The sequence below is a fragment of the Sphingobacterium suaedae genome (genome assembly GCF_042684625.1).
Taxonomy (GTDB): domain Bacteria; phylum Bacteroidota; class Bacteroidia; order Sphingobacteriales; family Sphingobacteriaceae; genus Sphingobacterium; species Sphingobacterium suaedae.
Window position 1 is genome coordinate 52,382 of record NZ_JBHULR010000007.1, and the last position, 15,235, is coordinate 67,616.

8 protein-coding genes are annotated in these 15,235 nt (G+C 45.2%); all 8 read right to left on the minus strand.

Features of this window, described 5'->3' with window-relative positions; translation table 11 throughout:
- Positions 1-4: 4 nt before the first annotated feature.
- Positions 5-3,322, minus strand: a complete 3,318-nt coding sequence (locus tag ACFSR5_RS15045) for a SusC/RagA family TonB-linked outer membrane protein (protein ID WP_380905260.1) — start codon at positions 3,320-3,322, stop codon at positions 5-7.
- 320 nt (positions 3,323-3,642) lie between these two features.
- On the minus strand, positions 3,643-4,821 hold the full coding sequence (locus ACFSR5_RS15050; protein ID WP_380905262.1) for a FecR family protein: 1,179 nt from the start codon (positions 4,819-4,821) through the stop codon (positions 3,643-3,645).
- Between the two features lie 64 nt (positions 4,822-4,885).
- Positions 4,886-5,485, minus strand: a complete 600-nt coding sequence (locus ACFSR5_RS15055) for an RNA polymerase sigma factor (RefSeq protein WP_380905264.1) — start codon at positions 5,483-5,485, stop codon at positions 4,886-4,888.
- A gap of 69 nt (positions 5,486-5,554) precedes the next feature.
- Complete coding sequence (locus tag ACFSR5_RS15060) at positions 5,555-6,100, minus strand: hypothetical protein (RefSeq protein ID WP_380905266.1); 546 nt, start codon at positions 6,098-6,100, stop codon at positions 5,555-5,557.
- Positions 6,093-7,268 (minus strand): prolipoprotein diacylglyceryl transferase, encoded by a 1,176-nt coding sequence (locus ACFSR5_RS15065; protein WP_380905268.1) that lies wholly within the window; start codon positions 7,266-7,268, stop codon positions 6,093-6,095. Before ACFSR5_RS15065 ends, ACFSR5_RS15060 begins: the two co-directional genes overlap by 8 nt.
- A 55-nt stretch (positions 7,269-7,323) precedes the next feature.
- Entirely contained in the window at positions 7,324-10,404 is a 3,081-nt protein-coding gene (locus tag ACFSR5_RS15070; protein ID WP_380905270.1) for a SusC/RagA family TonB-linked outer membrane protein, read from the minus strand.
- Entirely contained in the window at positions 10,398-12,083 is a 1,686-nt protein-coding gene (locus ACFSR5_RS15075) for a RagB/SusD family nutrient uptake outer membrane protein (RefSeq protein WP_380905272.1), read from the minus strand. The genes ACFSR5_RS15070 and ACFSR5_RS15075 overlap by 7 nt, the downstream gene beginning before the upstream one ends.
- Positions 12,084-12,102: 19 nt before the next feature.
- Entirely contained in the window at positions 12,103-15,195 is a 3,093-nt protein-coding gene (locus tag ACFSR5_RS15080; RefSeq protein ID WP_380905274.1) for a SusC/RagA family TonB-linked outer membrane protein, read from the minus strand.
- Between the last annotated feature and the right edge of the window lie 40 nt (positions 15,196-15,235).

Consider the following 15,235-nt stretch of genomic DNA (forward strand, 5'->3'; position numbering starts at 1 on the left):
TCGTTTAAAAAGTTAAACCAATCCCCATGTTAATAATTCGTTGCGCAGGGTAGGAACGACCGGTCTTAATTGCCTCCGGATCAAAATGCTTTAGTTTATCTATCGTAAATAAGTTAAATGCATTCGCATAGATGCGTAATCTTTCTATGCCGATTCTTTCCGTCAAATTCTGCGAGAAGCTATATCCCAGTTCGATATTTTTCAAACGGATATAATCCGTCGGTTTTAACCAAAATGTATTCGCCGAATTTGTCCAATAAGGTTCAGAGCGGTTATACGCTCTGGGGTATGTCGCGTCCGTATGATCTGGTGTCCAATGATTTTCTGCAAAAAACTGATAATAGTTCCCCCAATCGCCAGATTCAACCATGTCGATATACTGAACAGCGCCGGCGGCCCCTTGGAAGAAAATGCTCATATCAATCGCGTTCTTATAACTGAAATTCAAAGTCACACCACCAAGCAACCTAGGCATACTTGATTTTGTATTCATGACTCTATCTAATCCGTTTATTTCCTGGTCGCCATTCACGTCCTTAAATATAATGTCGCCAGGAGCAGCTCCGGGTAGATGAGGATAGGCATCAATTTCCGCCTGATCCTTAAATATCCCAATGGCTTCGTAATATAACGAAGATCCCATCGGGCGTCCTGTAGACTGTTGGTAATCGGGTATTCCGGGGGTTTCGTCCCAAAACACAATCTTATTTTTGGAATAGCTAGCATTAAAAGCTATTGAATAGTCGAAATCACTTTTAGTGTCCTGATACCCGATCTGAAACTCGAATCCTTTATTCCTTACCTTTCCGATATTTTCCGGCGGCAAAACCAACCCTGTGCTCCCCGGTACGGACGCGTTGCGGGTAACCAAAATTTGTGAACGCAGATTGTTGAAATAATCAAATTCCAAAAAGAACTTATTTCCGAACATATACGCGTCAAATCCAACATTAAATTGATTTGCCACTTCCCAGGTTACATTCGGATTGGGAATTTTCATTTCTTCCAGCAGCTTGTTGTCAATAGCTGGAACACCAAAACCATAATTCCGGCCGGAGAATCCATATGTAGCCAGATACTGATATTCGGCGATCCGGTCATTCCCTGTTTGCCCCCAGGATGTTCTTAACTTTAGATTGTTAATGAAGGACAGGTTGTCGCTCCAAAACGCTTCGTCGGAGATCCGCCACCCGACAGACACACCAGGAAAGAAACCGAATCGCTTGTCCTTAGGAAACATATAGGAACCGTCGTACCTCCATAAAAATTCGAGCAGATATTTATTCCTGAAGTCATAATTTGCACGACCGAAATAGCTCATGTATTTATTTTGGGACGCCGATCCCCAGTTTGACATAAATTGATCTTCTGCACCGGCAAAAAGTTCCTCAATGGCATCCGAAATAAAGTTGCGTCGAAATGCCCCAAAATTTTTCCCTCTTCCACCACGGCTTTCCATCCCCGCCATCAATTTGATATTGTGTTCCGTATTGAACGATCGGGTATAAGTAGCGAATGTGTTCAACAAGTAATTATCGCCTCCCGAATAGCTTTCAGTCAACTGTGCAGAGTCGAAACCACGTTTTCCTCTGGTCGTTACATGATCGGGGTTTCCGTCCCATGTATACAGATACCAAGGTTTATTAAATACCTTTTGTAAACGAAAAGAACGATCATACGCAGCATTAGCCGTCAATGTAAGTCCCTCTACCCAAGGTATACGGACGTTTGCCCGAAAATTACCTTCAAAAACGTAGTTATCTACTCTATCATAACCGGGTGCATCAGAGACAATTACAACGGGGTTGTCACCGCGTTCGATATCAGGGCCAGGATTTCCATCCGGCCAGTATGCTGGCATATTCGGTTTGCCTCTGGTAATCATTGACCAGATAATATCTTCGGTGGGTCGTGTCGGTAAGTTGTAATCCTCTAAACGGCCGGCGACGTCAAATGCAACATCGATATACTTATTCACTTTCGCATCAACATTTGACCGAAAATTATATTGGCGATAATCTGATGAGCTCTTTCTGTAATAGGCATCCTGGTATTTTTCACCTGCTGAGATAAAGTACTGTACATTCTCTGATCCCCCTGATAGGGTGACACTCGCTTGATGTTGCGCTGACCACGGCTTAAGTGTTTCAGAGAACCAGTCTGTGTCGGGATGGCCCCATGGATCCGATCCATCTGCAAACAACCTGATATCCTCTTCGGTAAACCGTTGGTTCCATCCACCATTAGGATTTTTATAATATTCCAGCTCATTCAGCAAAGTTGTGTACTGGACTGCATCGGCCATTTTCGGTATACGAGTTGGCTGATTCATGCCCATGCCCAGGTCAAAGTTTATTCTTGGTTTCCCGGAATTTCCCCGTTTTGTGGTGACGATAATGGCTCCGTTGGCGGCTTGTGCACCATAAATGGCAGCTGCAGCATCTTTTAATACCGTAATGCTTTCAATATCATTTGGATTAATGCGTTCGAAGCTACGATTGGGAACGCCGTTAACAACAATCAGCGGACTGTTATTACCAAGCGTATTCAATCCGCGGACTAATAAATTCGCGCCATCCCGGCCGGGTTCCCCACTTGGTGAAATTGCGCTCAATCCAGGTACCCTGCCCAGCAAGTTGTTGGTCACATTAGTTGCCGGTGAAGAAGCAATTGTCGATCCTTTAATAGAAGCAATTGCACCCGTGGCCGTTTCTTTTTTCTGTACACCGTATCCAACGACCATAACTTCTTCAAGGTCGCTGACGGCCTCTTTTAAAACTATGTGGATAATAGATTCTTGGCCGACTAATTTTTCAGAAGGGGTAAATCCGACACTTGAGAAAACGAGAACGGCCGCGGTATTGGGTACTTCTATCTGATAGGCCCCATCCCGATCGGAAGTTGTTGTAGTTGTTTGGCCTTTGACAGTAACCGTTGCTCCCACGAGCGGTGTACCTTGTCCATTGGTTATCCGTCCTGCTATACGCCGTTGCAAAGGGACAGATTTAGATGGCATATTGCTCAACTTCGTACGACTGGGTTTTACCACTATTGTCCCATCCTTAATAGCCCAATCGAAGTTTAAAGGCCCTAATAGTCTGCTCATAGCGACTTCGAGCGTTTCATTTTTAATTTCAGCACTCACGCGCGCAGTAGCTATCGCCTTTCCATTCAGGAAAAAAGCATATCCGCTTTGTTTCTGAATACTTCGCATGACATCTGTAAGCGTTGAGTTCTTTACTTTTAGGTTTATCGTTTGCGCAGTTCCCTCAGCATGAACCTGCAATATGGCAATGAATAAGAAGACAATTACCAGCTTCATAATTACTAATATTCGGTGAGTTAAAGTCCAATAAAAGACTTTAACATATGTACAAAAAATCATATGTTTGTGTTGTTTTTATAATGGTTAACGACTAGCCGTCTTTTTGACGGTATATAAAAGCAATGAAAATTTTAGGTAGTGCCCCCCAGCACTGCCTTTTTTTGCTTCTTCAATGTTACTATATCAAGTTGGCTTTCTTTTCCATGTTATCATCTGTTAAATTGACACATTGATGTCCGTTGAAATTTTAAGTTATCCTTTGGAATATTTGAATATATGGGCGTTAATGAAATGGACAACCAAAACTTAAACCCCTCTTATTGTGCGGATAATACGGTCAGCACATTTTTCGCGTTCTCTTTTGTTAATCGGAAGCGCACATTGCCCTCTTCCAGGATATTCAATACATTTTTAAGTGACTTGCTTCTGGGAATCTGTCCATAAAAATAAGTTTGTGAAAAATCAGCTTTGTACCTTATTTCTATATCGTACCAACGACTAATCTGGAGCATCGCATCCGTTAATGCCGTCTCATCAAAATAAAACAGGCCCTCCCGCCACGCTACCTGCTCCATTATGTTACCCTCAGTGACCGAAATTTTGCCTCCATTTTTAAAAATGGACTGCTGGCCTGGCCTTAAGTATACGGTCGATGATGACTTGTCTTTATGATTGACCCTTACCTTTCCCTCGACCAGGATCGTACGTACAAAATCATCCTCGGGGTACGCACTGATGTTAAAAGTCGTGCCGAGCACTTCCACTGTCTGATCTCCGCTGGCAACTCTGAATGGCCGTTTAGCGTCTTTTTGGATTTCAAAATACGCCTCTCCTTCAATTATGACTTTTCTTTCATGCTCACTAAACTTAGACGGATAAATCAATTTAGAGGCAGCGTTTAGCCAAACGATGCTTCCATCATCCAAGGTGACGCGATAGGTTCCTCCATTCGGCGTAGAAAGCTCGTACTGTTCTTTTACATCGTCACTAGATGCGAATTCCGCCACCTTTACACCGTTTGTGTAGGTAATTTCTTCTCCCATAATTATACCGTCCTGTGCCTCGTTCAGGACGACGAGACTTCCATCAACAGTCTTAAGCACGGCTTTATTAGTGCCGGGTGCAACATCAATAAGTTCTGTGTATCGCCCGGCCTCGGTCGTAGTTTTGTGAAAATTGTCGCTATAGCGATAGATTGCGAACAGGCCAATGGTTAGGATTGCAGCAGCGGCGGCCCAAAATGGAAGCAGTCGTTTTACCGGTCGCTTCTTAGAGGTTATCGTTTTGGACGATATCTTTTGATAGAGATCGTCAAATTTTTGATCACTCAGCTTGGCGGTTTCAACTTCCTGCAGCAAACTTTCCCATATCGCCTTATCAACATCGTCGTTGTTGTTGGATAATTCGTCATAAAGTCGCTCTAGTTCTTCCCGCGAACATTTGCCATCCTTGTATCGCCGTAACAGCGCCCGTATGTTAGATTTATAATGGTCCACTTTCGGTCTCTTTTTAGTAAATACACCTACCTGTGGAAAAAGGTCTGCTCTATCTATTATTTTTTTAAGAAATACCTAGATAAAAGAAAGGAAGCAGTAATGAAGGAAAACTTCCTTCGTATATTAATACATCTTTAATAAACTTGTTAGCTTTCACTATATGATCCCGGACAGTAGAAACCGAAATCTGAAGTTCCTCCGCAACCTCCTGATAACTTTTTCCATCTAATTTACACATCCTAAAAATCCGTTGTCTTTGCAGTGGAAGCTTACTGATGACATTTTCTATCAGGTTTCGGATCTCTTTTTTGTGGAGCGCGCTATCTACGGACTCTACAAAACCAGAATTGTCATAAGTCAGATGTATGGCGGATTCAATCTCTAATTTCAGTCTTCTTTTAAAATTGAAGACCGTGTTCCTTGAACAGGTAAATAAGTAAGCGGCAAATGACAAATTTGGATCAATAGAGGCACGATGTTCCCATACTTTCACGAATACATCTTGCAACAAATCGTCTACAACAGACTCATCATTAATAAAGCGCATGATGTTACCATATATAAGTCGACTATAACGCTCGTAGAGTATACGAAACGCATCTTCATTTCCTGCCTGTAGCCGAAGAAGAATCTCATATTCGGATAGGTTTAAATCGTTTATCATCTATCGATTAGCTTCGCTGGCTGGTTTAGTCACCGAAACGCCAACAACCAAATATAGTACATAATTTTGCTATTTCCCCCCCCCTCGCCCGAATTTTCCTTTCGAATAGAAAATTAATCTTGTCATCATACTAAGTATAGTGGCACTAATTTGTCCCAATACTAATCGCGCGACAAGTTGTCCGGAACCCAGAACTGGGGATATTTCGTTCAGCCTAAAGACGGGAAAATCACGACGGTATCCGTTGGTAGCTGCTCTTTGATGTCGGCCGTATTTCTGAAGCTTTTCTGTATTATTGGTGATGCGGGATGAACGCCATTGCACCGTATAAGGCTTTTCAATGTCAGCCCTATGGCATCCAATCAATTTTCTTTTTGCTACCTCAATCGGAGCCAACAACTCATGAGATGAAATATTATTATCACTAGGGTACCAAATTTGATTTCCCCCTCCGGCTTCTGATCTAATTTCATATCCGAATTGTTTACTGTCTGCCTGTTTTGGCAGTCGTCCGGGCAGGTGTGCTGCCTGTTGGGTCGTATGTAAACGATCTAGTTTTCCGATCTCGTGACAAACCACTTTTGTAAAGAAAATACTGGATCCGCGTTTAAACACTAACGTGAATTTCGTCTGCTCGGTTCCTTTCTTTCATCTTCCTGAGAAGATATACCCCCAGTAAAAAAGAACTCAAAATCATGAACGCTCCGATCAACTGCGCTTCGGAAACGGAGATCCCGAATACATCAAACCTGTAATTTAGCCGTATAAATTCTATAAGAAATCTTTCGGTTCCGGTCACAAACAGGTAAAGGACAAACAGTAAACCAGGAATGCGTATTTTGCTTTTGACTAACCAAAGCACAACGAAAACAGCTAGTATTATTATGGATTCATATAAAGATGTTGGAAATACACCCTGAGGCAGTATGTAACAATATTTTCCGGAGCACTCGGGAATGTAATCACCCTGACCCAGAACGTTATGTGGAAAGCGAAAGGACCACAACCAATCCGGGATCCAGCGTAACGGTTTTTCCACAGCATTGACTATTCCCCAGTCCCCGTCACCAGAGAGATGACACCCCATACGCCCCACACCATAGGCTACTAACATACCTAAAGATCCGACATCTGCAAGATGTCGCCATCCCATCCCCTTACGCATGCCAATGTAAAAGTAACTTACACCTCCAAAAATAAGGCCTCCAAAAAATGTCAGACCACTAAAATTCAAAATTTCTAAAAAACCGTGCGAATGATGAAGGTCGCCGTTTTCCAAGAGATTAAAGACCTTAGAACCAACAAATCCGGATATCCCTGCCCATAGAAGCATAACTGGAAGGACGCGAGTCGGCTGAACGTCCTTGCTTTGGATGGTGCTTGAGGAAAATAATATCTTTCTGTACACAAGGCAGAAGGTCATAGCACATACAATTGCAAGTGTTAATCCCGCTGTCCAGTTTCCATCGGCAGAAAATATAAAACCAAGAGGGTTGCGATAAAAGGATTCTCGATTCAGTAAGGCACCTATGCCCTTATAACCGACTAGAAATCCAAATAAACCGTATCCCAGCAATAACAAAGACTTCTCCGTTGTCCCCCATTTTACTTCACCTCTGAATGCGATAAACACTCCCGACTCTTGCTTCCTTTTAAATTCCGCACGGAACGTTAAGTAAGAAAGGACAAAAGCTAAGCTGACAAAAAAACCAAATGTAGGAACCGGCCAGTTGAAATTTGTCCCGAACACATAATTGATTAACGATGATAAAGTAGGAAACATACTAAAAAAAAGGTACAGCACCTAAAAAAACTCAGATGCTGTCATTCGATAAAAACTAAAAACCGATCTGTATACCCAGGTTGACCACCCGTTGATTCTGATAGGCGTCACCCGCCGTGTTGGAGGTTACCTCAGGATCCTGCTGGTATAGTGAATAATTCGTCCACGTCAATAGGTTATACCCGCTCAGATATGCCCGGGCATTGTTAATTCTAAAGGGGAGCCAACGATCTGGCAACTGATAACCTAATTCCACCGTTTTTAGGCGCAGATATGTGGCATCAATCAGCCAAAAATCGGACATATATGAGGATGGGCTACTGATCGTTGTCGGATTGGTAGTAAGACGTGGAAATTTAGCAGTTGCTGCAGTCTGCTCTGTCCATCGCTCTTGATGAATCGGCTGAAACTGGCTCTGGAATGGTTCAATACCACTTCCAAACACGCTAAAGCTATAGCCGGTAGTCCCCTGTAGCAAGACGTTAAAGCTAAAACCTTTATAACTACCTCCCAGGGTAAGTCCAAAGCTAGTATTAGGAATATTCGGCCTTCCGATAGTTGTCCTATCGAAGTCATCAATGATACCGTCTCCGTTCAGATCTTTATAACGTAGATCACCAGGTTGCACTTGATAGCCACCGGTAGGTTTAGGACTCAGATCAATATTTTCCGCGGTGTAAAAACCGTCAAACTGATACCCTATCGGCTGGTTGATCTGATGCCCTGTAAGTCGTAACCAGGGATAAGCTGGCATCGGTTCATCCTGGAACAAGATTTTATTTTTGAAGTAGGTAAGTACCCCCTTTACATTGTAATTGAACTCACCGATATGGTCATTGTAGTTCAGTTCAAATTCCACCCCACGGTTCCGCACGCGTGCGATATTAGAAGGTGAAACCCCTACGCCGATATGGATGGGTAAAGACTGCGATGTCACCAACTGGTCGTAACGAATATTGTTGAAGTAATCTAACACCATGGAAAATTTATTCTTCAGCAAGTTCATTTCCAACCCGATATCAAAAGACCGCTGCTTCTCCCAGGTTACGTTGGGATTACCCAAATTTCCCTCGATGATACTGCCTGAAGGCTGGTGTGTCTCCCCAAAGGAGTATCCCAAGCCCTGATCGTAAACCTGCTGGAAGAGGTACCGATCACCTGCCACCTTATCGGATCCTACCACGCCATATGAGCCGCGAATCTTAAACAGATCAACGAAGGTAAAGTTCTCTTTAAAAAAGTCCTCCTGTGCCAGGTTGTATCCCGCCGAGACGGCGGGGAAGAATCCATAACGTTTATCGGATTGAAAACGGTCCGAACCATTATAAGCCAGTGTCAGGTCCAAGATATACTTCTCCTGGTAGTTGTACCCGGTCCGCCAAGTGAAGCCCTGAAAGTTCTGCGGAATCCAGTTTGTCTTTTTATCCCCTTTTGTTTTATAAGACTCCCTGTTATACAAAAGCAGGGAATTGATACGGTGTTCTCCAAAAGATCTGTCGTAATTAAAATTCGCTTGAAAGTTCATCCGGTTATTGTAATCGCCCTGATAAGCCCGTAACGTGTAATTTCCTAGTACGTATGGGGAACCTCCTTTTAGCTGGTAAGCATCCGTATATGGATAGTAGCGGTAGACGGGGATCTCATCCCGGGCTTGTTCCCTTCCGTTGGATTCCACGCTGGCATAGGCAATCCGTGCCGAAAAAGACAGGCCTTTGGTTAGCGCGTCCAACTGCTGGGTCCCTCCGAAAAGAATATTGATGTCGTTCCGCCGATCTAAATTATACCCTGCGGTGGCCAGTCTCGCATTGACTGTCGGCAGCAAATCTTGCGTGTCGCTAGCATAGGTATATGAACCGTCCGGATTGAGAAATGGCGCAGACCAAGGTCGTATCTTCCTAAAATCAAACACTTCGCCAACGATATTTCCGGCACGCGGTGAATTTATTCTATTAAAGTTCGTGCGGAAATCGAGGCGTAGCTTCAGGCTTTTTGTAGCTTGAACGTCCAGGTTTGAACGGAGGTTATACCGTCGATAGTAGTAATTGTTATTGATCTGGTCCCCTTCATTTGCAAAACTGTACAAATTGCCATCTTGGGATAAGGCACCTCCGGAGATAAAATACTTAATGCTCTCACTTCCTCCGGAAATATCAACGTTGGTATTGTACTGAAAACTTACGGGCTTAAAGATCCGTTCGTACCAGTTGATATCCGGATGACCGTAGGGGTCATCTCCAAGACGGAAGTGCTCCAATGCCTGCTCGTCAAAAGGTTGATTGCTATTATCTCCTTCTGTATTTGATATGGCCTCATTCCATAACTGCGCACTTTGATAAGCGTTTAAGAACTTCAGCCTAGTTACAGGACTCTGCATCCCGGCTTCCGTACGCACGTTGATCCGCGGCTTTCCCGATTCTCCCCTCCTGGTTTTTACTACGAGCACGCCGTTGGCACCTTTGATACCAAACACTGCTGTCGTCGATGCATCTTTGAGGATTGAAATACTTTCAATCTCGTTGACATTGATCTGCGAGAGTTGCTCGTAAGTATACTCTATGTCATCCACGATGATGAGCGGCTGATTGCCGTCAGGATTCAGGGAGCTTACCCCGCGAATGTAAAAATCAGAGGCGTCGCGACCCGGCTGTCCGGAACGCTGCACAGAAACAAAGCCCGGTAATCGCCCCGTCAGGGCATTTTGTACGCTTGAGGTCGGTATGTTACGGATGTCAGCTCCTTTGATGGAGCTAACAGCTCCCGTGTTGGTCAGTTTTTTTGCCGTCCCGAATCCTACCACGACCACCTCGTTGATATCTTGGCTAGTGGACTGTAGGATAACCTCAATCTGTTGTACCCCCTGCACGTTTCTTTGCTGAGTTGCGTATCCCACACTGGTGAACACCAACTCGCGTGTGGCTGTGAGCGGAAGACTGAACCGACCGTTGCGGTCAGATTGCACAGAGCCTCCCCCCTTCTCGGCAACGGTAACCCCAGCTAAAGGGCCTGCGCTATTTTTGACAATCCCTGTTATGTTGGACTGTGCGAAGATTAACAACGGCATAACGACCATTGTTAATAAGATATAAATACCTTTTTTCATCAGAATCACTTCTTTGGTTAATTGATTTGTTACCATTCCGGGTTTTGTTCCATTTTCGGGTTTTTTATAACCTCGTAAAACGGAATAGGTGCCAGATACATCCTTTTTTGAAAGTTCATTTTCAGTATGGGTATGCTCTGTCGAATTGTTCCTGTCCCAGTCTGGTAGATCACCGCTGCATGAAGCTCTTTATTAAAAATTTCCTCTGCTATTTTCCATCTACGCACGTCATAAAACCGATGTTCTTCAAAAGCAAGTTCTTTGCGCCTTTCTTTATGAATGGCGTCCCGCATTTGCACTTTGGTAAGCCCTTTGGGCAATTCAAAAGGCATAAGACCCGCCCGTCGCCTGATGTTTTCCACTGCCTGATAGACCAAAGCATCCGGCACCTGCAAACGCTCGTTTCTGGCCTCTGCATAGTTCAGCACGATTTCCGCATAGCGAAACAGGATATGATCATGGTTTACGCTGCTGTAGTTTACTGCGGACTCGAAATTCCCCATGAACTTGCGCAGGTAATAACTGGTTTTTGTCTGCTGCCGCGTCCCTCCTGGCTTGTCGGCTCCTCCCTCGAAGGTCTGTACTGCGCGACTCAGCCAGGTCGCTCCATTATAGAAGATAGTGGCATAAAAACGGGTGTCACGGTTCGTATAGGGATCGTTCGGGTCATACCCAGAAGCGGGATCCGTAATTTCCCTTCCGTTTGCCATTCCAAAAGCATCGACGAGCTCTTGAGACGGACTGGTCCTTCCATTGTTTATTCCTGATGTGTAACCGACCGGACCGTTATTATTTTCGAGGCTCGTGTTGTTCCCTCCCTGTTTAGAAAAGATCCTCTCGCTGTTTCTGGTTATAAAAATGCTTTTGAATTCAGGCTCCAGACGGAATAACTTTAGATCCATGACCTGTTTAGCGGCCTCCTCGGCATGCTGCCAGCGCTCCGCTAAGAAGTTGGGATATCCTGTAAGTGGGTTCTGCCCCGCTATATTCCCTCCGTTAAAAAGGGGGCTTGCAGCATACAACAATATTCGGGATTTTAAGGCAAGCGCTGCAGCTTTGGTCGGCCTTCCGTAGTTTGGCAGGTCGAAGGGATCCATTCGCAGGCTATCGGTAATAGCATCGCATTGCTGAACAATGTACTCTACACATGCTGCGTAGCTGCTTCGCGGCAGTTCGATATCATCCTCTAACCGGTATACCTTATCACCAAGAATGGGGACGCCACCATGTCTTTTTACCAGCTCGAAATAAAATAGGGCTCGTAAGAATCGGGCCTCAGCCTTCCACACCCTCCTAAGCGGCGTACCATTGGCCAATTGTCCCTTCAACGGTACGCGGTCAATATTCTGGATGAAAATATTAGTTTTGCGTATCCCTTGATAACAGGTTGTCCAAAGGTTGTCAGGGTAGCTGTCCGCATTAAATGTTCCCATGGCCAGCTGTTGTACCGAAGTATTTGTCGGGTTGGAAGACACAGCGTCATCGGTAGCCGCGTCCAAAAAGTCTCCACCTACCCGATTGCCTGTCTCCGGCAGATGGCGATAGCAGTCGGTTAAAAATCTATTAGCGTTTACGCCTGCAGAATCCTTGGTGTCAAACACCTGCTCCAACACTTGCAGTTCTATTGGAACGATCTCCAGATCGCTTTCACAGGAAGATAATGTACTTACTATCAATGCAATCAGCGATATCCACTTTATATTGATATATTTCATGTCTGTGTCTGTGTAAAGGTTATAGTTTGATGTTTACGCCCAGAACAACTGTACGCTGCGCTGGATAGGAGGTTTCACTGGTGATCTCTGGATCGAGCCGGTCGTAAGGTGTGATGGTGAACAGGTTCTGCGCGTTAGCGAAGATCCGCAATGCGGCAATGTTAATGCGCCGGCTTAAGCGGAAAGGAAATGTATAGCCCAAGTCCACGTTCCGTACTCTCAAATATTCTCCCGAGCGCGTCCAGTAGCTGGAGTTGTTGAGAAACGGCGTGTTGGTAGGATCAGAGCCGATCGTAAGGCGTGGGTATGTCGCTGTGCTTGCTGTCTCTGGCGTCCACCGCCCCATCATATAGCTGAACCCCTGACTTTCGCCGTTACTGCCGAAAGAGTATTCCGTCTTTTGGTAGCTTCTGTTTGCCACGCCCTGTAAGAGCACACTGAAATCAAATCCCCCGACATTGAAGCCCAAGGTAGCTCCGTAATACACCAACGGTTTGGTATTGCCGATGGCTGTTTGGTCATATATGTTTATCACTCCATCCTCATTGAGGTCGATGAGTTTTACATCTCCCGGATGCACCGGATTGCCACCCAATAGTGGCGCAGCATCGGCTTGCTCCTGCGTTTGGATCAGACCATCGGCCATATAGCCGAAAGTCTGGCCCACGGGCATGCCGGTACGTCGATTCCACGAATATTTTTGGAAAACCTCGTTCATATACAGTACTTCACTGCGCATACGTGAGGCATTTGCTGTCAGGAAATAGTTAAACTTACCCAAATGATGCTGGTAGGTCAAACTTAGCTCCTGTCCCTCGTACAGATTTTCGCCAATATTTTCGTTCGGATAAGCGATACCTATCAGTTCGATTGTCGATCCCCGCTGCTGGAGAAGATCGTAATATCGATCCCGATAATATTCCGCGGTGAGACGAAACATGCCTTTCCTTATCGAAGCGTCAAGCCCCACGTTGAACTTACGTCCCTTTTCCCAGGTGGCCCCAACGTTGGCTAGCGCCTTTTCTACTAAACTATTGACGTAAGAATATTCTGAACCAAAGTCGTAGCCATTCGCTCCGTTCTGTCCATACGATGAACGCCAGCTATAGTATCCTAACGCGCCTTCATTTGTATTGCCGGTCTTGCCATAGGTCGCCCTGATTTTTAGCTGATCTAGCCAGTCTGCCTGCCCGGAAAGAAAGGATTCGCGGACCAGATCATAGCCTAGGCCCAACGCATAAAATGTGCCGTACTTGCGGCCCGGCTGAAAGCGGTTGAAACCCGAATAGTTCACTGCCAGCTCAGCAAAGTATTTCTGTCTAAACGCATAACTACCTGTTGCCGCGAAATTGGTATGCACTGTAGGAAGGTCAAACTGGTAATTGGCTGTCTGCTGGTCCATGAAAATTTTTGCGCCGATCTTGTGTCCACTTTCTATCTCTCTCTGGTAACCCAGGGCACCTTGGAAATAAAAGAAATTTGCCGTTGAGGTGGTGGAGAACGAATTGGGCTGGTCAGCAATATCACCATAGCGAATATAAATCAATTCACCTTGATCGTTGTAACGAACGTCGAATACCGGCTGTAAACGGCTCCTGTTAATAAAACTTGAGGAGGTAGCCGATACGTTGACTTTTCCTTTTGCGTACAGTCCTGGCAACCATTGATCGAACTTGTAATCAAAATCGAGATTTGCCAATATATCCCTGGTATTATCCGTAAGGTATCCCGATCCGGTCACCTGTTGATAGAGGTTTGTCCTGAAAACTGACGATCCGCCATAGGAGCCATCATCATTAAAAATGGGGTAAGCATTATTTGGCGTATTGTGTAGGGTAGTCAAGATGTTAGATATCCCCGCACCGGGCTGCCTACCGTCCTGGATGCGTCCGAAGAGCTGCAGGCCAATAGTGAAATCCTTTGTGACATCCACATCGATGGAACTGTTTATCAAGTAACGACGCTGGTCCAGGTTAGTGTCATAGTCAAATTCATCGGAAGACTGGAACATACCGCTCTGCCTCAGATAACTTAAGGAAAGCGCATAGCGTGCGTTCCGTATACCGCCGCTCACTCCCAGGTTGTATTTTGTGATCGGGCTGCTATTATTGAGCACAGCGTCATACCAATTAACATCCGGGAATAGCAGCGGCGAACTTCCGTCCCTGTATCGGTTGAAATCTTCATTGGAGTACACCGGTTGGCGACCGCTGTTCAGTAGGGCTTCATTGTACAGATATGCATATTGATGGGCATTCAGGGGCTCGGGACGCCTTAGCGCCCGTTGCATTCCAGTTTGTGCCGTAAAAGAGATCCGCGGAGGTCCCACTTCGCCCTTTTTCGTAGTGATCTGCAATACGCCCCTTGAGCTGCGCTGGCCCAATAGCAATGAAGAGAGGGCATCTTTGGCTATGGTAATCGATTCAATACTTTCCGGGTCTATCGAATAGATCTCACGTTGTACTCCGTCGATAATGGTGACAGGCTGCTGACCCCTGAGTTGAAAAAAAATCTCACTGTTATCGCTTAAGCTTGAGCTGTATTTGGTAGCGTCACTGGGAAGGGATCCAGCCAAATCATTTGACGTGATGGCTGTGGAGCGCGGTGAGCGAAATCCACTGATTTCCTGTGTATAAAATCCCGGAAGCCTTCCTGTCAACGCGTTCAAGTAGAGCGGTGTCGGTGTATTCTTTACTTGATTATTGTATACAGTGGATACCGACCCGAGCAGTTCTTGCTCCAGTTTTTCCTCATATAGCACCTTTATTCTTTCGTCCGCGGCCAAATAGCTGCTGACCATGGCGGTTTTCGCTCCAGGCTCGGCCCTGAGTGTCTTAGGATAATAACCAGCATGCCGGATAATAATGTCCGACCCCACAACAATCTGGATCAACGCGCTTCCCTGGGCGTCGGTCTCTCCCAGCAACCTATTGTCCTGTGTGTATATTTTCGCTCCGGAAAGGGGTTTGCCAAATTGATCGAGAACCTGTATGGTGACCTGCTTAACGAGATTAACTTCAACGTGGGAAAATGCGCCCGCCCGGAGCGGGTAACCAACGCTAAAAAGCAGCAATCCGCCTACGGCACCTATTTTTATATAATGACTTAACATATTCAGATAAATTATGGTTAGTAATCTGTTGGGTGGTAAA